We start from the raw sequence: 25,817 nt of genomic DNA on the forward strand, positions 1-25,817 counted from the left end.
TACAGCGCCGATCAGATTCAAGTTCTGGAAGGTCTGGAAGCCGTCCGCAAACGACCAGGGATGTACATTGGTACTACAGGTCCGCGAGGACTCCACCATTTAGTTTACGAGGTAGTGGACAACTCTGTTGATGAAGCTTTGGCGGGTCACTGTACCCATGTTGAAGTGGATATTAATGCTGATGGTTCTGTTACAGTAACAGATGATGGTCGGGGTATTCCCGTAGATATTCACCCAAAAACCGGAAAATCAGCTTTAGAAACTGTGTTAACTGTTCTCCATGCTGGTGGTAAGTTTGGTGGTGGTGGCTATAAAGTTTCTGGTGGTTTACACGGAGTGGGAATTTCTGTTGTTAACGCCCTCTCTGAGTTTGTAGAAGTTACGGTTTGGCGAGATCATAAGGTACATAAGCAGCGATATGAACGGAGTTTTCCAGTTACGGAATTGGTAGCAACGCCTTACAAAGAAGATAGAACTGGTACTTCTATTACTTTTAAGCCAGATACACAAATTTTTACCACCAGCATAGAATTTGATTACATTACTTTATCAGGAAGATTGCGCGAGTTAGCGTACTTAAATGCAGGCGTAAGAATTATTTTTACGGATCATCGTTTAGATATCTTAAAAAGCGATACACCAAGAATAGAAACCTACGAATACAAGGGTGGTATTAAAGAGTATATCGCCTACATGAATCGTGAGAAGCAACCTCTTCATGAAGAAATTATCTATGTCCAAGGGGAACGTAATAACGTCCAGGTAGAAGTTTCTTTACAGTGGTGTACTGATGCTTATACAGATAATGTCCTCGGCTTTGCTAATAATATTCGGACTATTGATGGTGGTACACACCTAGAAGGTTTAAAAGCCGTTTTAACTCGGACATTAAATGCAACCGCTCGCAAACGGAATAAAATTAAAGAGAATGAATCTAACCTCAGTGGTGAACACGTCCGTGAAGGTCTAACTGCTGTAATTTCTGTTAAAGTCCCTGATCCTGAATTTGAGGGACAAACTAAAACTAAATTGGGAAATACAGAAGTTCGCGGTATCGTTGATTCTTTTGTGGGGGAAGTTCTCACTGAATATCTAGACTTTCATCCGGCGATCGCTGATGCTATTTTAGATAAAGCTATCCAAGCGTTTAAAGCTGCTGAAGCTGCCCGTCATGCGCGGGAATTAGTCCGTCGGAAATCAGTATTAGAATCCTCTCCTCTACCTGGTAAGTTAGCAGATTGTAGTTCTCGTGATCCTGCTGAGTCTGAAATATACATCGTGGAAGGCGATTCAGCGGGAGGCTGTTTTCATGGTGATACATTAGTAGCATTAGTTGATGGGCGATCGCTCAGTTTCAAAGAAATCGTCGCCGAACAAGCAATCGGCAAAGAGCATTTTTGCTACACCATTCGTAATGATGGCACTATTGGGGTAGAACGGATTATTAACCCCCGCATGACTAAAGCCAATGCTGAAGTCATTAAGGTGACATTGGATAATGGCGAAACAATTGTTTGCACACCAGATCATCGCTTCATGTTACGCGATGGCAGTTACAAGCAAGCCGCATTATTAACCCCTGATGATTCCCTCATGCCTCTATATCGGCAAATATCTGATATCAGCAATCCAGGGATTACCATTGATGGTTATGAAATGGCTTGGAATCCCCGTTCTGATTCTTGGTTGTTTACCCATACCTTAGCGGATTGGTATAACCGTTATTTAGGTGTTTATCAGCTAACAGATGGAGAACACTGCCATCATCTTGATTTCAACAAGCGTAACAATAACCCTACGAATTTACAGCGGTTATCCGTTGAGTCACACTTAGCTTTGCATCGCGCTCATATTGAAAAAACATTACATCGTCAAGATGTAATTGACAAGAGCCATGAAGCTTTATTGGCATGGCGGCGAGAAAAAACACAGCAGCAATGGACACCTGAATTTCGCGCCCAACGTCATGCTACTTTGCAGCAAACCTACTATCGCAAAACTATTACTGTCCTCAAGCAGATTGAAGTTGAGCAAGGTAAGCTTGATTTAGAAGCTTATAATACGTACCGTCAACAAACAAAAGACAAGTCTTTATTACGGTTTGATAATTTTTGTCAACGCTACTTTGATGGTAATCCAGCGTTAGCCTATGAAGCTGTTGCTAATTACAATCACCGCATTGTCAGTATTGAACGTTTAGCAGAACAGGTAGACGTTTACGATATCGAAGTTCCGCAAACACATAACTTCGCTTTAGCCAGTGGTGTATTTGTTCACAATAGTGCAAAGCAGGGACGCGATCGCCGAACCCAAGCAATTCTGCCTCTGCGTGGTAAAATCCTCAACATTGAAAAAACCGACGATGCCAAAATCTATAAAAATAACGAAATTCAATCGTTAATTACGGCACTGGGTTTAGGTGTCAAAGGTGAAGAATTCAACGCCTCGCAGTTACGATATCATCATATAGTATTAATGACTGATGCTGACGTAGATGGAGCGCACATTCGCACGCTGTTGTTAACTTTCTTCTATCGCTATCAACGAGCATTGATTGAACAAGGTTTCATCTATATCGCTTGTCCTCCCTTGTACAAAGTAGAACGGGGTAAAAATTACCAGTATTGTTATAGTGAACGGGAATTGCAACAGCATTTAGGTACTCTTCCTAGTAATGCTAACTATACCATTCAACGTTTTAAAGGTTTGGGAGAAATGATGCCAGAACAACTCTGGACAACCACCATGAATCCAGAAACCCGTACCCTCAAACGAGTGGAAATTGAAGACGCAGCCGAAGCTGATCGGATTTTTACCATTCTTATGGGCGATCGCGTTGCACCCCGCCGGGAATTCATTGAAACCTATGGTTCTAAACTGAATATGACAGATTTAGATATCTAAGGTAATGAGTAATGGGTAATGGGTGATTGGTAATTACGGATTTACCTCCCCGTTCCCTTTCTCGATCAATTTTTCCCTAAAAATCATAAATTTTCTCCACAAAGGGGGAAAGCATTTGCTATGCTTATAAAGCTCAACTAGATATTATCTACAAAGCAAAGCTTAGTAAGTATACACAAAACTTTTCATAACCAGATGACAGCCACCTTCTTGAAATCCGAAGTATTCATAATTACAATTGACATACGTTAATTTACCCAAATATACCTTTGGGCAACTTTAGCAGCAATATTATTTATCACCTGATTAAAATATCGTTGTATACCATAAGAACAGTTTGTCAAGTTGCACAGGGTAGAAATCTCAACTCTGCGCTAATGTGTGAATAAGGCTAAATCGAGAGAAATCTTAATTCATCTCTTACCTCGCTAAAAATATGCCATAACTTTAACTCCTTAGTTCAAGTTCTTGGTATAGCATATACAAGAGTTAGTGCCTGGAAACAAACACCAATCACTAGCTAATAGTGAATATGTACAATTAGTTCAACCAGAACTAATATCTGTAAACAAATATCCGCCTTCGGACTAAGTTCAAGCAGAACATAAATACTATTTGTTCAGTTAGGAACAATTTGTATAAGTTTTATAAAGCAGCAAGTGTGCCTACCTTTTAATTTAATAAGAATGCCACTGACCAAACCAAAAGTTTTCGACAAGATTTAATGGTATTACCACCATTTTTAATGTCTTTTTGATAAAGGTGGCTTAATCTTAGTAAATAAGTTCATAAATAATGCACGAAAAGAGTGTAATTTTTGTGAAATAGGCTACAATTGGAACAGTATTTACAGTTAAATGTCATACACTGTATCCGCACCGGGAAACTTTTTGAAAAAGATGGATCTAGGTTTATAGATTCGGTTAATCAAAAGTGATATGTAGGATGATCGGGTATGGCAATTAAAAAAAGCGGCCAATTCGCTTTCAAAGTGATATTTGCCACTTTTACTCAACAATCCTGCATCAAACAGGAAAAAAATCACCGAAAATATCTGAGGTTAACCAGCCAAAACTCGATTTTCGGTTCACAGATTACTCCACACTAAAAGTAATCGCAATGTCTTCAGTAACTGATTCTGCAAGGAGCATGAGGAACGCGGCATGAACCAGGCTAACAACGTACTCGATAATATTTATCAGCCTGACCTAGAAATGATAAATCCGCCTGAGATCGAATTACAAGCACTCTTAATAGAAGAAGAGGACTTATTGCTGACTGATGACGGCGAAATTGATGATTTTTTAGAGCCTCAGTCTGATGAGGACGACGCAAAGTCTGGAAAAGCCGCTAAATCGCGTCGTCGGACACCAATCGCCAAGAAAAAGCACTATACAGAAGATTCAATTCGTCTGTACCTGCAAGAAATTGGACGGATTCGTTTGTTACGCGCAGACGAAGAAATTGAACTAGCGCGGAAAATCGCTGAGTTACTGGAATTAGAACGGGCGCGGGAAAGGCTTTGTGAACGCCTAGAACGCGATCCTAGAGACAGCGAATGGGCGGCAGAAGTATCATTACCATTACCAACCTTTCGTTACCGTCTGCACGTGGGACGTAGAGCGAAAGACAAGATGGTACAGTCGAACTTGAGACTTGTAGTTTCCATTGCCAAAAAATACATGAATCGGGGCTTGTCCTTCCAAGACTTGATTCAAGAGGGTAGTTTGGGTTTGATTCGTGCGGCTGAAAAGTTTGATCACGAAAAAGGCTATAAGTTTTCTACCTACGCTACATGGTGGATACGTCAAGCAATTACAAGAGCGATCGCTGATCAGTCCCGCACTATCCGTTTACCGGTTCATCTATACGAAACCATTTCTCGGATTAAGAAAACTACCAAACTCCTATCTCAAGAAATGGGGCGCAAACCCACAGAAGAAGAAATTGCAACTCGTATGGAAATGACCATCGAGAAACTGCGGTTTATTGCCAAATCTGCCCAGTTACCAATTTCTTTAGAAACACCTATCGGTAAAGAAGAAGATTCTCGTTTAGGTGATTTCATTGAATCTGATGGTGAAACTCCAGAAGATCAAGTTTCTAAGAACTTGCTGCGGGAAGACCTAGAAAAAGTCCTTGATAGTCTCAGTCCTCGGGAAAGGGACGTTCTCCGACTTCGCTATGGTTTAGATGATGGGCGCATGAAAACTCTGGAAGAAATCGGTCAGATTTTCAACGTTACCCGCGAACGCATTCGCCAAATCGAAGCTAAAGCACTCCGTAAATTACGCCATCCCAATCGGAATAGTGTATTGAAAGAGTATATTCGTTAATTGTTAGGGGTGGGTTTAAGTCATTAATCTCTTAAACCTGCCCCTATCATTAATTACATCTTGCCTTTCTGCATCACTTCTTGGAGATGATGACGAATTTCGTGCGCCTGTTCAATTTCCGATTGCCGTAATTTTTGAAAAAGTTCTACACAGGGTTGAGAATTAGCTTCTTTGGCATCTTTGATATAATTTTCATAAGCTTGAACTGCTACGGCTTTAGTATGCAGGACGCTGATAAAATCATACTCTAAATTGCTAATAGGTTCTTGAGTTTTAGTTTTAGTCATGTCTCTACTCCGTTACTTATTTAATTAACTTCTACTTATTTCTCTAGATTTATTCATCTGTCCAAAAGCTGAGAAAATACCATGTTCTGAGTAGAGACGCTTCGCTGAAACGTCTCTAATTTTTGGATTTTTGTGCTTGTTGTAATAACTGCTGGGAATTTTTCACCCACTGTAAATTACCTTGAATATTATATAAATCTTTAGCATATTGGAAGACTTGCACAGCTTCCTTGTACTGTTTTAACTGCATGAAAACTAATCCTGCACCATAATAGGCATTAGCGTAATTAGGATTAGCTGCGGCCGATTTTCTGAAAGCTGCTAAACCTTCATTTAATTTTCCTTGATTAAACAAAATTGAACCCAGATCATAGTGTGCTTCTGCATATTTAGGATTGATTATAATTGCTTGTTTAAAAGCTGCCTTGGCTTGTTCAAATTTTCCTTGTTGTAAATAACATACACCTAAATAATAGGCAGGTTCGGGCGCATTTTGACTCATTGTTCTGGCTTTTTCAAAAGAAGCGATCGCACTTGACCAATTTTTCTCCTGTTTCTTAACTAACCCCATGTTATAATGGGCAAAACCCAGATTTGGATTTAACTTCAAAGCCTGATTTAAATAATCTTGCGCCAATTTTAAATTATTTCCTTCCAATAGCGCCCCACCTAAATTCGCAAAAGCTAAAGCAAATTGAGGGTCAGCTTGGGTAGCTTGATAAAAAGCATCTGCCGCAGGTTGTAACTGTCCCGATTGTCGTAGTGCTAAACCCAAATTATAGTGCGCTGCTGCTAATTTAGGCTCTAGTTTAATAGCTTGACGAAAAGCGGTAATTGCTGCTTCTAATTGTCCTAGTTGAATTGCTTGTAGTCCTTGATTTAAAGATTCTGTAGCTGCTTTGCTATTTGAGTTTTGTGCCAGTATTAGAGTAGGGTAATAACTGGAAAATACGGGTTGAATATTAATACTTAATAATAAAAAATTGATTATCCCCAAGATGGGATATTTAATTAATGGTAGTTGCATAAGTTTAGTTTTGTTTCGCGCAATCTCTCTTAGAGATCCCGCAGGGTAGGCACAAAGGAGCAAAGACGCAAAGGAAGATCAGGAAAAATCAATGTTGTTCTGGTAAACTTGGACTTTCGATAATTAATCATTCAGTTTAAAAGGATTTGTAAACTTTACACCCTCAACAGTTGCACCTGATGGAAAATCTTCACTGTAAATTTCTTCAATTTGATTGAGTCTTGCTGTTGCCCAAATTTGCGCGTCCCAAAAACTAAAGTTATGGGTTTCTAGTCCACGAATCGCTTCTAGGGAGATTAATTTTGTCATATCAACAATATGGCAAATAGCTAAGTAGTTACGCATTCGCACCAATGCCTCAGCAGGAGTTAAAAGCGATCGCCTAGTGCGGGTTGTAGCCATAAAAAACTCCCCTATCACCTGGGGACTAATTACTGCTTTCCCCGAACGAATTAACCTATCAACAACTGCGATCGCTTTTTCCTGTTTTATCGTGTCTAATGAATCGTAGATGTACACTAGAATATTCGTATCAATAAAGACTCTACCGTTCATAAAGATCTTCCCGCTTCCAGTCCCTACCTCCAGCTTGAACAGGTCGAGTTTTGATTTGTGCAATAAATTCTCTTTCGGCTTCCCACAATGAGATATCGGTTTGGGGGACAGTGATTTCACTAAGATGAAGGTCAATGGCTTGACGAATAATCTCGGCTTCACTTATACCTGTTTGTTGTGCAATCTCTTTGAGTAGATGTTCTTGACGTGGTTGGATATAAATCTGTTTGCGAATTTTAGTTGACACAATTTAGAAGTATACTTAGTGCATACATTATATTGTACATTATTTATTAGAAAATTGCGAGTTTATTGATTTGGACTTAGGGAACACCAAAAAATAAATTACCCAATTTTGTGGGATGGGCATCCTGCCCGTCCTTGATGATTAGCAGGCTTTTCGGCCTGCACCACAAGACATTTTTGGGTATTTTTTTAATTGGAAGTCCCTTAGAGATTCGTAAGTTTATAGGACTTACGCACTGTATAAATTAATATTCATCATCATTACCAAAAGACACACAAGGACTATCAATTTCTACTGCTGGAGTGAATGAATTACAGAAAGTGACAGTAGCACAATTAACTCCCAACTCATCGGGGTGAGTGCATTCTAATTTGATATAAAAAGCACACTCTTCACAAATAGTTTTATGTAATAATTGCATTTTTATTTTGCATTTATCGTAAATTGACAACAAAAGAGCAGTTACGAAACTGGACTTTACTAACTTATCTTGTTTTTATTAGTTTGTAGAATTAAGCTATTTTTGGTACATAGAATAAGTAGCCTACATAAATAATTGGCTTTTATCCCATACTTGACATCAAATAAGCGTGAGTGCTAAACGTCTGCCAGAAACTACTGCTCATGTGAGAGTTACCCGCCAATCTTGGCAACAAGGCTTTCTTGAAGGTGAAGTTAGCGCCGGTAATTTTCAGTGGCATTTCCAGTGGCATTTCCGCCGGGGAGAACTTTCTGTGAAGCCTTCCCAAGGTCGTGCTTTAATCAAAGAACCTCTAGGACGTTTTTTGGAACAACAGGACTATCAATTAGAACCTGGAGGGGATTATGCTTTTACAATTCGGGCTGAATTGTAAATTAGTTGTCAGTTAGTCGGTTAAGATATCGTTCAATCAGGAGAATGGCCACAATGTCATCTATTGGCCGGGGGGGTTGACGCAAACCCTTGGGTAATAGTTTAGTGATGCCTTGGGGTGGATACATCTGCCAATAGCGATCGCGTGCTTGTAAAGTGGAATAACGTTCATCAACCAAAATGATATTGGTGGGTTTGCTTAATTCTTGATTAAGTTGCTGTTTCCACTTTTTAGCCGTTGTTTGATCTCCCATCACCATTAAGGATACAGGGAATTTTTGCAGTTGTGTTTCAATATTAGCGATCGCCTCATTTGCCAAAACAACTTGATGATAAAATAGTTGTCTATCCAATCCCATCACCGCAATCCCGCATTTATCACGACCGGGATCAAATCCTAAAATTACAGGTTGTGTATTAGTCATTAGTCATTGGTCATTAGTCATTGGTCATTGGTCAGTTGTTAGGTACTAAAAAGAATTTGTCCATTCAAGAGGGCTACTAACTTGACTCTTAGTGGACCTACAGTATAAGTATTTTCTGCGGCTACAGCTTTGATTTCTACTTCCTGTTCCGCTTGCTGTAATTGGGTAACAAAGCGCAGAAAAGTTCCTTCTATTTGGACACTTTCGACAATTCCCGCATTGCGGGCGCGAAACTGGGAAGCGGAAATTAGTAAGTCTAAGCGTTGACGCATTTGTTCAGATGTCATATTTTGTAAATCCGCTGTAGTAGTAGCCAGCACTTCCCCTGATGAAAATACGAGTTGATTTCTCGCGGCATCTGCAAAAAATTCTATTTGTTTTTCACCTCTGACATAGTTACCTGCGGAGAAAATTCGGACTACATATTCTCGACCATCTTTAATTTGTGCAATTAGGGCTTTAACCTGATCTTTAGTGACACGGAGTATTTCTTTGTTAGCCGGAATAGCACCAGGTTCAGTTAATTGAATATTGGCATTGCGGTTAGCTTCCTGAAGAATTTGGATAATTGCCTGCTGTGCTGCATCAGGCTTGTCTACAGTAATTAATCCTGCCGCTATTACTTGACCCTTTACTAAGGCTAGTTTACCCAAGCGGAGGTCACGATAGGACTGATAATATTTTTCTAGTCTGGCTACTTCCTGCTCTAAAAATTGTTGTTGTTTCTCTAATTCTTTTAAGCGAGATTCTCTAGTCATAATAACTTCTTCCCGCTGTTTAATTTCGAGGTTACGATTTTGAATAAGTTTATCTAATTTAACAATTTTGCGATCGCGTTTTTCAATTACCGTCTTCGCTTCATCAATTGCCTGTTTGGCTTCAGCGTATAATCTTTTTCGTTCCGCCTTTAACTCTTCTACTGCCGTTTGTAATGTTTTTCGCTGATTATAAAGAGTTTGTAATTCACTTCTTGCCTGTTGATACTGAATCACAATTCCACCCAGACGGCTTTGAGTTGCATTCAGTCGGGCTTGGGTCTTAGCTTGCTGATTAAGAGTGCGATTGAGTTGAGCTTGTGTGGTCTTTTGTTTAGTATTTGCTGCCTGTAATGACTTATTAATTTTCTGTAATTCTTCCTGTGCTTGACTTTGTTCTTGTTTTGCTTTATTTAACTCACTCTCAACCTGACTTTTTTGCGCTTCTGCGATTTTTAGTTGTTCCCGCTTGTTCCCTAAATCTCTTTGAATATCCTCTAATTCAAATACGCCCTTTCGCAATCCGCCATCAGCCGCAAAGAGAATTGCTAAAGTTGATGCAGAAATTAGACCGCCTGTAAAAATAGTCACAATTACAGCAGTTTTTTTCGGACGTAAATTGAAAAGTGAGAGACGAGCTTTGCCAACTCGTGTGCCGATGCGATCGCCAACGGTAGCAATTACGCCTCCCAAAATAAGAATTGCTGCAATAAGGATGTACCCGGTGGCCATTTTTAACTACCGCAATGCTGACCGATACAGCCTACTACGTTTAACCATTGTCTGTGAGTAAATGGAGTTAGGCAAAAGTAGGAATTATACAATTTTAAGACTTTCCTCCAAATTAACGGTTTAATCTCTATGGTAGTGACGCTACTTAGGGAGACCCTAAGACCGCATTACCTCAAAAATAGAAGCCGTGCCAACTCCATTTACCCATAACTTTTAAGTAAATTGCTTACTTAAAGCAACAGGTTTATGCACAGTAATCTTCTTTTTATGAATGGAAATCATTTTCTTCTCGCGTAGATCTCCCAGCAGTCTAGTGACTGTAACGCGAGTAGAGCCAATTGCCTCAGCGATCGCCTGATGGGATAACTTCAGATCAATGGTAATACCATCAGCGCAAGGAACGCCGAAATCTCGACAAAGAATCAACAAGAAACTAATTAACCTTGAACCCATATCGCGGTGAGCAAGAGTTTCAATCATCATCTCCGTCTGCAAAATCCGCGAAGAAAGACCTCGCAGCATTAACATTGATAACTCTGGGTTTTCCTTCAGTGCCTGTTCAACTTGTTCAATTGGGGCTGAAAGTAATTCTACAGTAGTAAATGCCACTGCATGATAAAATCGATCAGACTTATTGCCTGTCAGCAACGACAGCACACCAAAGACGCTATTTTCTCGCAGCAGAGCCACCGTTATCTCTTCTCCTGCCTCGTACACCCTTGAGAGTTTCACAGCACCCTTGAGAAGAAAATAAACTCGTTCAGCAGGATCTCCCGGAAAAAAGATCGTCTTGTTCCGTTCAAATGTTTCCACCACCGGAGGAAAAGCCCCGGTCGCCATTTGACGAAAAACATTTGCTAGGGCTTTATCTTGTGTCACTATCATTTCTCCCTTCCCCTACCCAATGCCAGAAAAACAAAAACTAATTACCTAAGAATACACCCGAAAAATCAATAAATCACCATTAACCTTGCTGTTTTTTCCTATACCCAAACGCGGAATTCCTGGACTTCCGTTTATAATGATACATAATTGTTGTTCCGTTTAGCTAGTAATTATTGATAAGTAGTTTCACCAATTATACTCTAAAAGTTTTGCCTCTAAAAATTGTCAATTTCTTGAGAATTTTTGTAAACATGGGCATGGTTTTTTGGGGCTTACCGCCTGCTTATGGAGCATTTTGGAAAATCCCTAGCCCGATGCAGTCAAACTAGGCTCAGATTCTAGTATGCTCCTAATGATGAATTAAATTAGCAATTTCTATGCTCAATCTATCTGGAAAAAATGCCCTAGTTACAGGTATTGCCAATAACCGTTCTATCGCTTGGGGAATTGCCCAACAACTACACAAAGCCGGGGCTAATTTGGGCATTACCTACTTGCCAGATGACAAGGGTAAAATGGAAAAAAAAGTTTCTGAATTGGTAGAAACGCTCAGTCCTAGCCTATTTCTGCCCTGCAATGTTGAAAATGACGAGCAAATTCAATCTACTTTTGAAACCATCCGGCAAGAATGGGGGAAAATAGATATTCTAGTGCATTGTTTAGCCTTTGCAAAAAAAGAAGATTTGACCGGAGGTTTTAGTCAAACTTCTCGTTCTGGTTTCAATACGGCTCTGGAAGTTAGCACCTATTCACTGGTACAGTTAAGCGGTGCAGCTAAACCTTTAATGACTGAAGGCGGAAGTATTATTACTCTTACATATTTGGGAGCAGTTCGAGCAATTCCTAACTATAATGTCATGGGTGTGGCTAAAGCTGGTTTAGAAGCCAGTGTCCGCTACTTGGCAGCGGAACTCGGACCCGATAATATTCGCGTCAATGGTATTTCTGCTGGTCCGATTCGCACCTTAGCATCTTCAGCAGTTGGTGGAATTTTGGATATGATTCATCACGTTGAAAAAGTAGCACCACTCCGTCGCACCGTCACTCAATTAGAGGTAGGTAATACAGCAGCTTTCTTATGCAGTGATTTAGCAAGCGGTATTACTGGACAAATCCTGTATGTAGATGGGGGATATGAAATTATGGGGATGTAGGGAGGTGGGGGATGTGGGGGAGGTGGGGGAGGTGGGGGAGGTGGGGGAGGTGGGGGAGGTGGGGGAGGTGGGGGAGGTGGGGAGAAAGAATTTTTCCAATGACAACTGACAACTGACAACTGACAACTGACAACTGACAACTGACAACTGACAACTGACAACTGACAACTGACAACTGACAACTGACAACTGACAACTGACAAATGACTAATAAACAAACTCATCGGATAGCTTCAGTTCACCGCACTACTGGTGAAACAGATGTTCACGTTACTATCAATCTGGATGGTACAGGGATATGTAAAGTTTCTACAGGTATTCCTTTTTTAGATCATATGCTCCATCAAATCGCTTCTCATGGGCTTTTTGATTTGGACATTCAAGCTAAAGGTGATTTGGAAATTGATGATCACCACACTAACGAAGATGTGGGGATTACCTTGGGACAAGCTTTATTCCAAGCTTTGGGTAATAAAAAGGGAATTGTCCGGTTTGGGAATTTTCTTGCACCTCTAGATGAAGCTTTGGTACAAGTTGCTTTAGACTTTTCTGGTAGACCTCATCTCAGTTATGGTTTAGAAATTCCTACTCAACGGGTGGGGACTTATGATACTCAGTTAGTGCGGGAGTTTTTCGTAGCTTTGGTGAATCATAGTCAAATGACTTTACATATTCGCCAATTGGATGGAATTAATTCCCATCATATTATTGAAGCTACATTCAAAGCCTTTGCTAGAGCCATGCGAATAGCGGTGGAAATTGATCCCCGGCGGGCAGAAACAATTCCTAGTTCTAAAGGTGTGTTATAAAAATCCTCAGCATCGGTTAATCTGTAGTTATCTCTAAATAGTCAGTAGTTGGTAGTTTCATCGCCATGAATTCTGTTGTAGACAACCCCGATTCTCAGCAAAATCCCTTAGATAAACAACCCGTAGTCCTGACTTCTGAATTGCGAAAGGTCTATCGCACGGGGTTTTGGCTCAATCAAAAGGTTGTATCGCTCAAAAACTGTTCTTTACAAGTGTACCCAGGAGAAACCTTTGGTCTGTTGGGTCCTAATGGTGCGGGTAAAACCACGTTGTTAAAATTATTGTTGGGAATTATCCGCCCTACGTCTGGAAGGGGATTATTGTTAGGTAAACCTATAGGCAACGCTAAAGTCAAGCAGCATATTGGCTACCTCCCAGAAAATTCCTATTTATACGAATATCTGAGTGGTTGGGAATTTTTGCAGTTAACAGCGGGTTTATTTCAAATTCCCCAAAGGTTACAACGTCAACGCATTCCCCAATTGTTGGAATTAGTGGGGTTATCCCAAGCCGATGCTCGCAAAAAGCAAATGCGGCGCTATTCTAAGGGAATGCTTCAGCGCGTGGGTATGGCTCAGGCATTAATCAATGATCCAGATTTAGTTTTTTTGGATGAACCTATGTCTGGACTTGATCCTCTGGGACGTTACCAAATGCGAGAAATTATTCTTGCTTTGAAAGCATCTGGTAAAACCATATTTTTTAATAGTCATGTATTGAGTGAAGTGGAACAAATTTGCGATCGCGTGGCTATTCTTGATCAAGGAGAATTAATCTGTTGCGGTTCTCTCAATGAACTTTTGGGTAATCAAAACACCTATCATGTTAAAGGTCAAGGCGGAGACGGGGAAATCTTGAGAAAATGGATAGGTAATTTAGAATTTAGGTCTGATGGTTCTTGGCAGGGTATACTCCAAGAAGATTATTATGATTTTCTGTCTAGTTTAAGGTTAATGGGGGGGAAAGTTATCACTATGAATCTGTCACGTCAGTCTCTAGAAGAGTTTTTCATCCATCAAATTCAAATCCGAAATCATCCGCTTAATTAGTACAAACAGGTGGAGAATAAGAGAGATAAATCACCCATAAGTAGTAATTTTTGCGAATTATTTGATGATTCTAAAAGTCAGTTACTTATGTGTTAATAATTCCTGATCAATTTAGTGTTATGACTGTACCATCAGCGGATGAATTAGTTGTTGACATAGGATTGAAAATTGTTATCAGCGAGAAACAATAACTCGCAAAAAGCACTGAAAATTTTTCCTAACATCAGAGAAGATTTAAAATCAAATTCCTTACGCAACAAATTATTTATGTCCGGAAAACTAAAGATTTATTAGAAAATAAAATTGTTGAGTCACTAGGATTCTTCAGTATACTCGATGTTAAAATGTTTCGGAATAACTCTAAATATCGTCATTTTCAATTCTCAGGTAAATATGCTTAATAAAGATTTGTGTAAATTTCTCACCCACTCAACTATGGGTTTAGCATTGTTAACAACAGTGAATATCGCTTTGCCATCGGTGAGTTTAGCGCAAAAACAGCCAGTAAAATCAACACCCAGTATCGCTACAGATTATTTATTAGGCGGCGGCGATCGCATCCGTGTCAATGTATTTGAAGTACCAGAATATACGGGTGAATATCAAGTTCCTCCTGGTGGTTCAATTAATATGCCTTTAATTGGCAGTATCCCCGTTTCGGGCTTAACCACAGAACAAGCTGCTGATACAATCGCCAGAAGATATGCTCGCTTTCTCAAACGTCCGCTCATTTCCGTCAACTTATTATCACCCCGTCCCATTAATGTGTTTGTTGCTGGGGAAGTAACAAGACCAGGTGCTTACACCCTCAGCTTAGAAGGGGGAGCAGGAAATAACCCTGGTGTCCAATACCCAACGGTATTAGCCGCCCTAACCATAGCCCAGGGTGTGACACTGGCAGCAGATGTAACTCAAGTACAATTACGCCGCAAGGTAGGACGTTCTGGAGAGCAGACAGTTTCCCTAAATTTAAAGGAATTGACGCAAACAGGTAGAATATCTCAGGAGATTACCTTACGAGATGGAGACACCATAATTGTCCCCACTGCTGCCAGTTTGAATGTGGCTGAAGCCCGGAATTTATTTGCAGCTAACTTTGCCGCTAGTCAAAGTTCACCCCGCACAGTGGTGGTAATTGGTCAAGTTTACCGTCCTGGTTCTTATCTTGTTACTGCTGGAAATGCCGGTGGGGCAGAGGGTGGTGGTGCTGGTGGTGGTTTACCCACTGTCATGCGGAGTTTACAACTAGCAGGGGGAATTACGTCCATTGCGGATGTTCGGAAGATTAAATTACGCCGTCCTACCCGAACTGGTACGGAACAAACTATAGATATTAACCTATGGGAATTACTACAAAGCGGTGATATCAATCAAGACATAGTGGTGCAAGATGGCGATACTATCATCATTCCTACAGCTACGGATATTAGTGCCGCCGAATCTACCCAATTAGCAACAACAACTTTGTCCCCAAATACTATTGAAGTGGGTGTAGTGGGTGAAGTCAAAAGAGCAGGGGCGGTAAGATTACAACCAAATAGCTCTTTAAATCAGGCATTATTAGCCGCTGGTGGTTTTAATGATAGTAGAGCCAGTAAAGGAACTGTAGAATTAATTCGCCTCAATACCAATGGTACAGTTACTAAACGTCCAATTAAAGTGGATTTATCTAAGGGAATTAATGAGGAAACCAATCCGATCCTTCGTAACAATGATGTTGTCGTAGTTGATCGCAATGGGTTAGCTAAAACTGGTGATAGAGTTAATACTGTAGCCGGTCCTTTAGGTACTATCTTGGGGATTATCAGACTATTTACTACTGGATTTTAGTTTAAGTTGAAAGGTTGGTTTTCTAGGTTTCCACTCAAAAAATCTAGACCCAAAACATAATTATTATACATCTTAGGTTATTTTTTTCGGCAACTCATGATTAGAGGTGTAGCGATCGCCTATAATGCGATCGCAGGTTTATCATTTTTATAGTTAACAATCGGGAAATTACGCAATTAACCCATTTTAATTTACAGTTAATGCCAGCCATAACCCTAACAATCAATTCTGCCCAAAGCCGAAAGAGGAGAATAACTGAATGGACCCAATAATTTTTATCATATTTTTAGCTCTAGTAGGTTATGCCTTCGCATCTGCAAAGATGGTAAATCAAGGAAATGTCGCCTTAGTTGAACGCTTGGGGCGGTATCATCGCAAACTAAATCCTGGACTAAGTTTCATAGTTCCCATTCTTGATCAAATTGTGATGGAGGATACAACCAGAGAGCAGTTATTAGATATAAAACCGCAAAATGTAATTACTAAAGACGGAGTTTACTTAGAAGTTGATGCAATTCTTTACTGGCGGATCAAAGACATTGAAAAAAGCTTTTATGCTATTGATGACTTAGAAACAGCTTTAGCTAACTTAGCCACAACCACCCTTCGGGAAAATATTGCTCAAAATTCCTTAGAGGATACTAATATGTCCAGAGACGAGATGGACGGAAGCATATTAGGTGTATTAAATCCAATTACATCCGCATGGGGAATTGAAATTATCCGTTTAGATATTCAAAGTATCACCCCACCAGAAGCTGTACGCAAGTCAATGCAAGAACAACAAACAGCACAAATTAAAAAAAAGGCAGCAATAGAAGCAGCAGAAGGAGAGCGACAAGCAGCAGTTAAACGGGCTGAAGGAACTAAAACATCAATAGAAATAATTTCTGAAGCCTTGCGTTCTCACCCTGAAAGTAAGGATATCTTAAGGTATCTTGTTGCCCAGGATTACGTAGATGCTAGTCAGAAACTTGGTGAAAGCAATAATGCCAAAATTGTATTTGTAGATCCTGCTAACTCAACAGAAATGTTTCAGGAATTGATTTCTGATTCAGTACAAGAAAATCATGGTAAAAATCCCACTAATGGAAAGGGTAATGGTAAAGGTAATGGGAATGGATCTAATTAGAGCTTGATAAGTAATTGGACAAAAATATTTACAGTCATTGCGAGCGAAGGGAAGCAATCACAACCCTGGCGATTGCTTGATTTCACTTTGTTCCATATGGCTACGCCACGCTGCGCTAACGCAATGACATTGTGTAATTAATTCTGTCTCACTACTTACCATTAACTGGGCGCGGGCCCCTACCTCCTAACCTATGGCTAACGCCACGCTGCGCTATCACGAAAAATAGCATCTGCGACTAGAGTAACTTCTTGCATTTCTCGAACATCGTGGACTCGGAGAATATCCGCACCATTAAAAATAGCCGCACAACAAGCTGCGGCTGTTCCCCAAACCCGTAATGTTGGATCTGGTTGATTAAGAATATTACCGATAAAACTTTTACGAGATGCTCCCACTAAAATGGGAGAATTAAGAGTTTTTAGTGATTCTAAACAGCGAAAAATTTCTAAATTCTGTTGATGGTTTTTAGCAAAACCAATACCAGGATCAATAATTATTTTATTTTGATCAATTCCTAAAAGCCTAGCATTTGTAATTTGCTCAAATAAAAATTTATAAATATCAGCAATTAAATCCTCATAATCAGTACATTTTTGCATAGTTTGGGGAGTTCCCTTGATGTGCATTAACACAATCGGCACATTTAAACTAGCAACAGTTGGCAACATTTGGGGGTCAAATGTCCCCGCTGAAATATCATTAACTATATCTGCTCCAGCAATAATTGCTGCTTTGGCTACCTCTGCTCTAGTTGTATCTACAGAAATAGGGACATCAACGACTGGACGTAGCAATTCCAAAACAGACAGCACCCTCTCCAGTTCTGCTTCTAGGGATATTTGCTCCGCCCCTGGACGAGTTGATTGTCCACCAATATCAATAATATCAGCACCAGCCGCCACCATTGCTTGTGCCTGGGTTAAAGCGGCTGAGGTGGTGTTAAATTTACCACCATCACTAAAGCTATCCGGGGTGACATTCAAAATTCCCATGAGATAAGTCCGCTTTCCCCAATCAAAACAATGACTTCGGATAGTTAAGTTGTTAGACATGAAATTTTTGAACTTTTAATTTCTAATTGATTTATTCCCCAATCCCCAATCCCCAATCCCCATTATTGATAATTGACAATTCTGGCAAAACTATCAGCTTTTAGACTAGCGCCACCAACGAGAGCGCCATCAATTTCTGGTTGTGCCATAATTTCATCAATATTATTCGGGTTGACTGAACCGCCATATTGGATAGGAACGAGGGGATTAGTCAATTCATTACGAATCAAGCCAATTACCCGATTTGCTTCCTTCGATTCACAGGTATCACCGGTACCAATAGCCCAGATTGGCTCATAGGCAATGATCAAGTTAGTTTGATCAATATCTACCAAGTCTTTTTTTAACTGGGCGCTAATTATTGATTCTGTTTCCCCCGTATCTCGCTGTTGTTTAGTTTCCCCAACACAGAGAATGGGTGTGAGTCCATGCTTTTGAGCAGCTTTAAGACGGAGATTGACAGTTACATCTGTTTCTCCGAAGAATTGCCGTCTTTCACTATGTCCCACAATGACAAAACGTACACCGATTTCTGTTAGCATAGAGGCGGCGATTTCGCCTGTATATGCTCCACTTTCTTCCCAATGGACGTTTTGTGCGCCCAAATTTACACGGCTACCATGCAAAGATTTAGACACCAGGCTTAGGTCGGTGAAGGGGGGAAATAATACCACTTCTCGTTCTGAGGGGGTTTCCTCCAGGTGAGGCAAAAATCCGCTTAAAAATTCTGCGGATTCTGCCTGGGTTTTGAACATTTTCCAGTTACCAGCAATAACGATTTTCCGCACAGGTGATTTAATCAAAATTTTAATGTTACTAGATGCACTTTTTAATGTACTACTTTTTTAGGACTATTTATGAAGCAGAATTTATCGGGTTACAGAAACGGTAGTCAGTAGGAATATAGGCAAAAGTGTTGGTCTTTATAATAAATGAGATGCTTTATAAGTTATTTGTTTATATGCTATCAATCAAGAGGAGGATGCCAACCACTAATTACCCAACGCTTTCGAGCAATCAGAATTACTGGATTATTGATTCGTAGCTTAACTATTGTAGTCCGACCAATAGCATTTATACCTTCTAATCTTCTACCATCAGCACTCCATCCAAAATGGTCAGTCCATTTCTGTTGGCGAGGGTTAAAAAGTTGTATAGTTTCACCACTCAAAGGATCTATAGATTCAACTGCATCACTTTTGAATTCGTTGCATGAACGACAAGCTAAACAAAGATTTTCAAAAGTTGTTTCTCCACCCTTAGAAACTGGGTGAATATGATCATAAGTCATAGGAATACCGCTATTTGCTTCAGATGTCAAGCAATAACAGCAGCGTGATTTATCCCTCTCTATGATTTTTTGTCTTAAACTTTCAGAAATATATGTAGACACAACAATTTAAGAATTTGATAAACTATACCCTCGCCAACTGAGTAATACTGCTGCTTGGGCTTTACATAACATAAATAAATCAGCCTCATGTCGAAGTGACATCAACTCTAATTGTTCTACTTCTGTAAGTATACCCCTAGAGTTATGATCAAGCAGGATGTTATATCTGTCCATATCATCTGCTGTTTTTCGACTATTGGCAATTTGCCAGAGAGTATTGTCATCTAGCTTATCTAATGCGGCAATTCCAGCTTGAAATTCCTCTGGGACATCATCCCAAGCGGGTGGACTACCAACTTGCAAAGCATGAAGCATTACTTCTTCTAAGGGACGTTGAGTAGCATTAGCAGTATTAACTAATCGCTGATAGATAATTTCTGGAATTTGGAGAGTTACTGTTTCAGTGGGCATAGGGTGAAGGTTAGGGTTTATTTTATATTGATTATTTTACTTCGTTTCAATTATTAATCTCTTGAAATCTAAATCCTAGATTTCCATGTGATAGTATACAATATCATAAATAATACATTTATTTATCTACAATGAACGTATTAAAACTTTCATTAGATCCTGTTTTTTTAACCTTTAGCACTGCATTATAATTCTTTTTGAATGATTTTGCTCTAACTTGGATTTGTGTTGATGTTATAGGGCATCTAGTTGTGATTATATAGCAATACTTGAGGACTGTTTTATAATTTTTGGAGACAATTTTAATAGTATTTTCAATTTGATCAAAAGCGTGTTCTACATCAGAACCTTTTAATTCTATATAAATTTCAATATAAGGTTCATTGATAATTAGTAACCAATCACATTTAACTCCTTGAATATCTAAACAGCCATCTACTTGAACTTTAGTCAGTTCTATTGAATTTTCATTTATAAAGACTATTATACTACTTTTCTTTTCTTCTATTAATATATTTTTATGGCTTATTTTTTCGGAACATTTATCTAAATCCACAGATGTTATTCTCCAAATTCAAGTTCTATTAATTTTTCAAACACTTGACTAAATTCGTTGGATACTTCATCAATGATATTTGTATCAATCAAGTTATTATCTTCATTGATCAAACTCTCAATCATACCATTTTTGATGGTGTAAGCAGCAACATCATTAATATCTAATGTTTGATTTTCTGGAACTATTTTGAATAAAGCTTCTAGTAAATCATTTTGTTCAGGTTTCTCTCTTAATGCTTTCAGAGTGTTACCTGCTTGAATTAGGTTATTAAAAGCTGTTAGTATGTAAGGACTATGAGTCGTAATAAAAAATTTATGCTTTTTTTCAGTTGTATTAAAAACCTGGCTGATTAAACTTACAATATGTTTTTGTGATGTAGGAAATAAATGTGCTTCTGGTTCTTCTATAATAAAAAGGCGTGTTGTTGAGCTAATAAAAGGCAAAATAGCTAATATAAGTGTCATAGGTAGAGCCTCCTGCTGTCCAGAGGATGAATGTGATAAATTAGTCCTTCTATTTTTGTTTGTTTCATTAGTGTATAATATCCAGTCCTGATCTTTTTCATAGGAATAATTACCAACTATTATCTGATTAATTAATTCATCAATTGAATCATTTAGATTTAACGCATGAATCAATTTTCTAAGTTGATAAATATTTTTTACTCTTTCATAAGCTGAACCAAATTCCTGTAGAAAATAATCTATAACTATATTTCCTGATAAAAAAGAAAAAATATTATTTTGTAAGTTAGCAAAAAACGACCTCCCAGCAGGAATAAAAGTTATCAATTCAAGACTATTAAAGTGATTATCTTTCAGAATATGTTCAGTGAAAATTGTATTGTAATATTCTTCTATTTTTTCAGGATTATTTTCTGCATATTCAAGAGTTTTTTTGTTGTATTCGCTTAAGATTTTTCTGCGAACTTTAACTAAATATTCAGAATATATCAAAGATAATTTAGACTTATTGTCATCTGATTTTTGGTTATTTAAAGCTACGGAATAACTATCAAACTCATATAAAATTTGAAACTCCTGATTTTTCCAAGAATATTCAGGGAATATAATTTTAAACGTTGTAATTATACTTTTATCAAATTCTGCTTTTTTCTGCTTATTCTGGATGGAAGAACGATATTTAATGAAAAAATCTTTAAAGAAATAAACTAATTTAGCAAGTATGCTTTTACCACTAGCTTGCTGTCCAATAATAATATTTATCTTGGATAAATTAAATTCAATATCTTTGATATTTAAAAAGTTTTTTACTGTCAGTTTTTCCATAAGTGCAATATAATAAGCTGTTACGCAGCTAAATTTGATAACCATAATTTACTTGAACTTTGTAGTGCGGGCATCTTGCCCGCTAGAATTATACAAACTAAATGCACAACAGCTTATCAGCAATACAAATGTATTGCTAGAAAAATAAGTCATTAATACATTGTACACGATATTTTAGAAATTTAAAATCAGAATAAATAGGAGTTTTTAATGTATTTTAAAAATTACAACTTTTTGATGTATAAAAGTTGGTGCGCTACGCTGCACTAACGCACCCTACATCTGTATTATCTAATTCATCCCAAATACAGAACCAACTGTAGACTTAATCGAGTTTCCGGCATCCTTTAAAGCTTGAGTAAAGGGTTGCTTGTTTTGTAAAAAGACCCTCGCACAATTACGTCCTGGCATCCCGGAAATTGAACCGCCGGGATGTGTTCCTGCGCCTGTTAAAAAGAGATTATCAATGGGAGTTTTATAATTAGCTAATTCGGGTAAAGGTCGGAAAAAGATCATTTGATCCATTGTCATATCAATATGATAATAATTTCCTTTATATGCTCCTAATCTTTCTCCTAATTCCGCTGGACTTTCAACTCTTCTAGCGATAGTTGCTTTTTTCACATTGGGGGCATAAGTTGCTAATTTGTCAATTACTCTATCTGCAACTTGATTTTTCAATTCATCAGTCCAACCTGTTCCTTTTAAACCTGTACCGTTTGCATTAGCAATTTGATAGGGTGCAAAAAATTCAATCCATAAAGTATGTTTTCCAGGTGGCGCTAAACTGGGGTCAAGGGCGCTAGGCATGACGAGATACATGGAGGGGTCAGAATCGGGAATTTCGCCTAATGTACATTTACTATGAGCCTGTTCTACATGATTCATAGAATCAGCAATGAGAATTGAACCAATGAGATATTCATCTTTATGATCATGATGAGAAAAATGCAAGGGTTCATCTAATGCTAAATCTATTTTGAGGATAGTTTCATTGTTGTTGATAATGCGGCGTTCTAATCTTTCCCATAAATCAGGATCAACGGCATCAATATCATTTTTTTCTGTCATTTGTAAGAATAATCTTTGGGCATCAATGTTAGAAATTACGCCATGTTTTGCTCGATATTCTTTACCACCTGCCACCCGCACACCCTCGGCTTTAGCATCATTAATTAAAATCTTTTCTACGTGCTGGTCTGTGAGAATTACCCCACCTTTGCTATTAACTAATTTCACCAATGCTTGCACCAATGCACCTGTACCACCGCGAGGTCTAGCCATACCAGGATTATGACGCATTGCCATCATCATCACCCCAATTGCGAGATTTTTTTGAGAAGGTGGCGCACCTAATTCAGAAGAGAGTCTAGCTAGGGGTGCTTTGAGAAATTCTTCATCAAACCATTCATTGAGAATATCCTCGGCACTATTAAGCATTGTTCGCACAAAATCAAAGCTTTTGGCGGGAGAACCCACTACAGAAAATAAATCTTTAACCTGTTGAAAATTGTAGTTACCAAAAATATCTATAATTGATTTGGGTGGAGCATTAAACATGGGTGTCATGGCGTTAATTGCCCGTTGCCAATAATCTGTAAATTCGGCATATTTTTTAGCATCTCTTTCATTGTAACGAGCTATTTCCGCACAGGTTTTTTCTAATGATTTATGGGCTAAGAAATATTTACCGTCGGGGTGAGGGCAAAATACAACTGGGTCACAATCTAGATATTCTAAGCCATATTTTGTTAGTTCTAATTCTTCGACAACTGGACCTAAATGAATAAATTCATGGTCAATGGCACACAAGTTAAATTTAAAACCCGGTGCTTTGTCTGGAATACATTCTTCTGTTGTGGCTGCACCACCGGGAACAGGACGTTTTTCTAGTAGAAGGACGCTATAACCTGCTTTGAGTAAATAAGCTGCACAAACTAAACCGTTGTGTCCAGCGCCGATGATGATAACGTCGTATTCTTGCATATCTCTTATGATATAAAAACCTGGCTTTTTTATATTATTATATTTAGAGAATGCAAGCAAGTATGGCTCTACCGTTTCCTTTATGTAAAACAACATTTATTGGTTGGGTTAAGGAACGTTCACGTCCGCGGAGCGTGGCGTTAGCTATAGTCTGGCGAAGCCATAACCCAACACCCCTGACCATCTTTCTTCTAATGTTGGGTTATGCCTTCGGCTCCCGTAAGGGATACACTTCGTTCAACCCAACCTACAAAAATTAAATTAATATTCTTTTCCATAAGGGTAGTAGTAGAACCGCAAGTATTAAAAAAATAGATGATAAACCCAGAACCCCGACTTTTTATATATAATCAGAATTTATTTACAAGATAAAAAAGAAGTCGGGGATCTTAATTGACTAAATTAAACTTTCACTGGTTCTAAGTTTGCAGATTTTGGTTGACGAATATTCTGAATTTCTAAATTTATTGGACGATTTGGACCTGTGACTAAACCGCGTCTTTGTGGTTTGATTTCGTGAGTATCAATTAATTTCATTGACCATGTTTTCATGACTTTAGCTAATATTAATTTCATTTCCATTTGGGCAAACGCTAAACCTATACAACGTCTTGCACCACCACCAAAAGGTAGAAATTCATAAGGAGAAAATTGTTTTTCTAAAAAGCGTTCTGGGTGAAATTTCTCATGTTCAGGATAAATATCTTCGCGGTGATGAGTTAAATAAATTGAACCTATGACAACTGTACCTGGTTCAAGTTGATAACCACAGAGAGAAATAGGGGTTTTTACTTTTCTGGGAAAAGTTAGCATTCCTACAGGGTATATTCTTAGTGTTTCATTACAAACAGCAGTTAAATATGGCAATTTAAAGATGGTGTTAGAATCGAGATTTTCTCCTAAACTATCCAATTCTGCTAATAGTTTTTCTCGTACTTCTGGGAGTTTATGAATCCAGTAAAAAGCCCAAGAAACAGCTGTAGCTGTAGTTTCATGACCTGCGAATAGTAAAGTTATTAATTCATCTCGTAATTCTTCATCAGTCATGGCTTCACCCTGTTCATCTCTGGCGATCATCAGTAAAGTAAGAATATCTGTGCGGTGAGGATCAAAATTTTCTCTTCTTTCTCGAATTTCCTGATAAATGAGTTGGTCAGCTTGTTCCTGTTTCTTCATTTGTTGTTTCCAAATTTCCGAAATACCAATCATATTTTTCAAGTTGGGAAAGTAGAGAAAAGCCACTCTCCAAGGACTACTAGTTTGTTCAACAATTTCACAAAGTAACTGTTTAAGTTTTTGAGGACGTTCTCCTTCATAAATGCCAAAAACAGCTTCCATCATCACCTGAAGAGTAATCTCTTGAGAAATATTCCTGATATTAAAAGGTTGATTTTTTGGTTGTTTATTGATAGTTTTTGTGGTAATATTTTCAATTAATTCGGCATAATTTCGCATTCTTTCCCCATGAAAAGGTGGCATAATTAATTGACGTTGACGTTGATGCTCTTTACCACTAAGACTAATGACAGAATTTTTGCCCAGTAAATATTCAAAAATACTATTCAATTCTCCTGGTGCTTCCAATTCTTTTTGATCATTACTGAGTATTTGCTGAATAGCTTCAGGAGAATGAACAAATAGAATTGGTGGTAAATTACTTTGCAATTTTAGAGTAAACAAATCACCATATTTTTTAGCACATTCCACCATATAAGGCATAGGTCTGAATATCCAGTTTAAAACTTGAATAGTAGATGATGCTTTGGGTCTTGGTATTATTTGCATAATTTTCTCCCGTTTTGATCACACAATTAATTATAGAATAACTTAACTTCAACTATAAACCCTTTTGGGGTCAGGGGAACTTGGCAAGAGGCAAAAACATAAAAAATCATCAACTTATTTTCAACTTCCAGTTGATCAAAACTGGGTGATGACGACCTTTAAGTACCATTTTAATAGGCGGTTAATTCTTCGGTATCATAAGTGATAATTCTTCAGAATCCGTCGAAATTACTGACGATAACTATCTTCTTCCCTTCGTGGTTCATTTAACCTAACTTAAAAATAAGACCCCTCCCCGCTCTTCGAGAAGGGAATAAGAGGTTTTTTTATGTGTCCTGCTGTACGCAGTTCATGATGGC

Annotated in this window: 24 protein-coding genes; 8 read left to right on the forward strand and 16 right to left on the reverse strand. The window is 38.5% G+C overall.

Translation table 11 applies throughout. The features are described from left to right. Window positions 1-60: 60 nt before the first annotated feature. A complete protein-coding gene (gyrB, locus tag NG743_RS25965) occupies window positions 61-2,904 on the forward strand; it encodes a DNA topoisomerase (ATP-hydrolyzing) subunit B (protein WP_306459859.1) in 2,844 nt (947 codons plus the stop codon). Window positions 2,905-4,067: 1,163 nt separating this feature from the next. Beyond that, the gene (rpoD, locus tag NG743_RS25970) at window positions 4,068-5,240 is read left to right on the forward strand and encodes an RNA polymerase sigma factor RpoD (RefSeq protein ID WP_027401183.1); all 1,173 of its coding nucleotides are present in this window, start codon (window positions 4,068-4,070) and stop codon (window positions 5,238-5,240) included. Between the two features lie 53 nt (window positions 5,241-5,293). On the opposite strand, the gene NG743_RS25975 is transcribed toward rpoD, so the two are convergent. The 5 genes from NG743_RS25975 to NG743_RS25995 all read right to left on the reverse strand — a co-directional run bounded on the left by NG743_RS25975 (window position 5,294) and on the right by NG743_RS25995 (window position 7,777). After that, on the reverse strand, window positions 5,294-5,527 hold the full coding sequence (locus NG743_RS25975; RefSeq protein ID WP_027401182.1) for a hypothetical protein: 234 nt from the start codon (window positions 5,525-5,527) through the stop codon (window positions 5,294-5,296). 115 nt (window positions 5,528-5,642) lie between these two features. After that, window positions 5,643-6,554 (reverse strand): tetratricopeptide repeat protein, encoded by a 912-nt coding sequence (locus NG743_RS25980; protein WP_257121177.1) that lies wholly within the window; start codon window positions 6,552-6,554, stop codon window positions 5,643-5,645. A gap of 123 nt (window positions 6,555-6,677) precedes the next feature. After that, on the reverse strand, window positions 6,678-7,109 hold the full coding sequence (locus NG743_RS25985; RefSeq protein WP_193962203.1) for a PIN domain-containing protein: 432 nt from the start codon (window positions 7,107-7,109) through the stop codon (window positions 6,678-6,680). Further along, a complete protein-coding gene (locus NG743_RS25990; RefSeq protein ID WP_193962202.1) occupies window positions 7,099-7,356 on the reverse strand; it encodes a ribbon-helix-helix domain-containing protein in 258 nt (85 codons plus the stop codon). The genes NG743_RS25985 and NG743_RS25990 overlap by 11 nt, the downstream gene beginning before the upstream one ends. A gap of 244 nt (window positions 7,357-7,600) precedes the next feature. Further along, complete coding sequence (locus tag NG743_RS25995; RefSeq protein ID WP_190382451.1) at window positions 7,601-7,777, reverse strand: hypothetical protein; 177 nt, start codon at window positions 7,775-7,777, stop codon at window positions 7,601-7,603. Window positions 7,778-7,946: 169 nt separating this feature from the next. Between NG743_RS25995 and NG743_RS26000 the strand changes: the two genes are divergently transcribed. Continuing rightward, window positions 7,947-8,210 carry a DUF3146 family protein gene (locus NG743_RS26000; protein ID WP_027401177.1) on the forward strand — a complete coding sequence of 88 codons (264 nt, stop codon included), beginning with the start codon at window positions 7,947-7,949 and terminating at the stop codon, window positions 8,208-8,210. Between the two features lies 1 nt (window position 8,211). Here the strand turns inward: NG743_RS26000 and NG743_RS26005 are convergent, their stop codons facing one another. The 3 genes from NG743_RS26005 to ntcA form a co-directional block, all read right to left on the reverse strand. Beyond that, complete coding sequence (locus tag NG743_RS26005) at window positions 8,212-8,634, reverse strand: pre-16S rRNA-processing nuclease YqgF (protein WP_027401176.1); 423 nt, start codon at window positions 8,632-8,634, stop codon at window positions 8,212-8,214. Between the two features lie 38 nt (window positions 8,635-8,672). Next, window positions 8,673-10,121, reverse strand: a complete 1,449-nt coding sequence (locus NG743_RS26010; RefSeq protein ID WP_027401175.1) for a DUF3084 family protein — start codon at window positions 10,119-10,121, stop codon at window positions 8,673-8,675. Window positions 10,122-10,334: 213 nt separating this feature from the next. Further along, complete coding sequence (ntcA, locus tag NG743_RS26015) at window positions 10,335-11,006, reverse strand: global nitrogen regulator NtcA (RefSeq protein WP_027401174.1); 672 nt, start codon at window positions 11,004-11,006, stop codon at window positions 10,335-10,337. Window positions 11,007-11,383: 377 nt separating this feature from the next. On the opposite strand from ntcA, the gene fabI reads away from it, so the two are divergent. The 5 genes from fabI (at window position 11,384) to NG743_RS26040 (ending at window position 16,980) form a co-directional block, all read left to right on the forward strand. Continuing rightward, window positions 11,384-12,160 (forward strand): enoyl-ACP reductase FabI, encoded by a 777-nt coding sequence (gene fabI / locus NG743_RS26020; protein WP_027401173.1) that lies wholly within the window; start codon window positions 11,384-11,386, stop codon window positions 12,158-12,160. 203 nt (window positions 12,161-12,363) lie between these two features. Further along, window positions 12,364-12,969 (forward strand): imidazoleglycerol-phosphate dehydratase HisB, encoded by a 606-nt coding sequence (gene hisB, locus NG743_RS26025; protein ID WP_027401172.1) that lies wholly within the window; start codon window positions 12,364-12,366, stop codon window positions 12,967-12,969. Window positions 12,970-13,034: 65 nt separating this feature from the next. After that, on the forward strand, window positions 13,035-14,018 hold the full coding sequence (locus NG743_RS26030) for an ABC transporter ATP-binding protein (protein ID WP_027401171.1): 984 nt from the start codon (window positions 13,035-13,037) through the stop codon (window positions 14,016-14,018). 393 nt (window positions 14,019-14,411) lie between these two features. Then, on the forward strand, window positions 14,412-15,848 hold the full coding sequence (locus tag NG743_RS26035) for a polysaccharide biosynthesis/export family protein (protein WP_193963866.1): 1,437 nt from the start codon (window positions 14,412-14,414) through the stop codon (window positions 15,846-15,848). A 259-nt stretch (window positions 15,849-16,107) separates the two neighbouring features. Then, complete coding sequence (locus NG743_RS26040; protein ID WP_027401169.1) at window positions 16,108-16,980, forward strand: SPFH domain-containing protein; 873 nt, start codon at window positions 16,108-16,110, stop codon at window positions 16,978-16,980. Window positions 16,981-17,177: 197 nt separating this feature from the next. Here the strand turns inward: NG743_RS26040 and folP are convergent, their stop codons facing one another. The 8 genes from folP to NG743_RS26080 form a co-directional block, all read right to left on the reverse strand. Continuing rightward, window positions 17,178-18,035, reverse strand: coding sequence for a dihydropteroate synthase (gene folP, locus NG743_RS26045; protein ID WP_027401168.1), 858 nt, complete (start codon window positions 18,033-18,035; stop codon window positions 17,178-17,180). A gap of 62 nt (window positions 18,036-18,097) precedes the next feature. Next, window positions 18,098-18,823 carry a triose-phosphate isomerase gene (tpiA, locus tag NG743_RS26050; protein ID WP_035081932.1) on the reverse strand — a complete coding sequence of 242 codons (726 nt, stop codon included), beginning with the start codon at window positions 18,821-18,823 and terminating at the stop codon, window positions 18,098-18,100. Window positions 18,824-19,002: 179 nt separating this feature from the next. After that, window positions 19,003-19,428 carry an HNH endonuclease gene (locus NG743_RS26055; protein WP_027401166.1) on the reverse strand — a complete coding sequence of 142 codons (426 nt, stop codon included), beginning with the start codon at window positions 19,426-19,428 and terminating at the stop codon, window positions 19,003-19,005. 6 nt (window positions 19,429-19,434) lie between these two features. Further along, on the reverse strand, window positions 19,435-19,839 hold the full coding sequence (locus NG743_RS26060) for a hypothetical protein (RefSeq protein ID WP_027401165.1): 405 nt from the start codon (window positions 19,837-19,839) through the stop codon (window positions 19,435-19,437). 118 nt (window positions 19,840-19,957) lie between these two features. Further along, window positions 19,958-20,395: a hypothetical protein gene (locus tag NG743_RS26065; RefSeq protein ID WP_257121179.1), complete on the reverse strand. Its 438-nt coding sequence runs from the start codon at window positions 20,393-20,395 to the stop codon at window positions 19,958-19,960. Between the two features lie 5 nt (window positions 20,396-20,400). Further along, window positions 20,401-21,732: an AAA family ATPase gene (locus NG743_RS26070; RefSeq protein ID WP_051424230.1), complete on the reverse strand. Its 1,332-nt coding sequence runs from the start codon at window positions 21,730-21,732 to the stop codon at window positions 20,401-20,403. A gap of 246 nt (window positions 21,733-21,978) precedes the next feature. Then, window positions 21,979-23,673: a beta-carotene ketolase CrtO gene (crtO, locus tag NG743_RS26075; protein ID WP_027401163.1), complete on the reverse strand. Its 1,695-nt coding sequence runs from the start codon at window positions 23,671-23,673 to the stop codon at window positions 21,979-21,981. 402 nt (window positions 23,674-24,075) lie between these two features. Further along, window positions 24,076-25,458 carry a cytochrome P450 gene (locus NG743_RS26080; RefSeq protein WP_257121181.1) on the reverse strand — a complete coding sequence of 461 codons (1,383 nt, stop codon included), beginning with the start codon at window positions 25,456-25,458 and terminating at the stop codon, window positions 24,076-24,078. Window positions 25,459-25,817: the final 359 nt, after the last annotated feature.

The sequence above is a fragment of the Dolichospermum heterosporum TAC447 genome, from assembly GCF_024584745.1.
In the GTDB taxonomy this organism is placed as follows: Bacteria; Cyanobacteriota; Cyanobacteriia; order Cyanobacteriales; family Nostocaceae; genus Dolichospermum; species Dolichospermum heterosporum.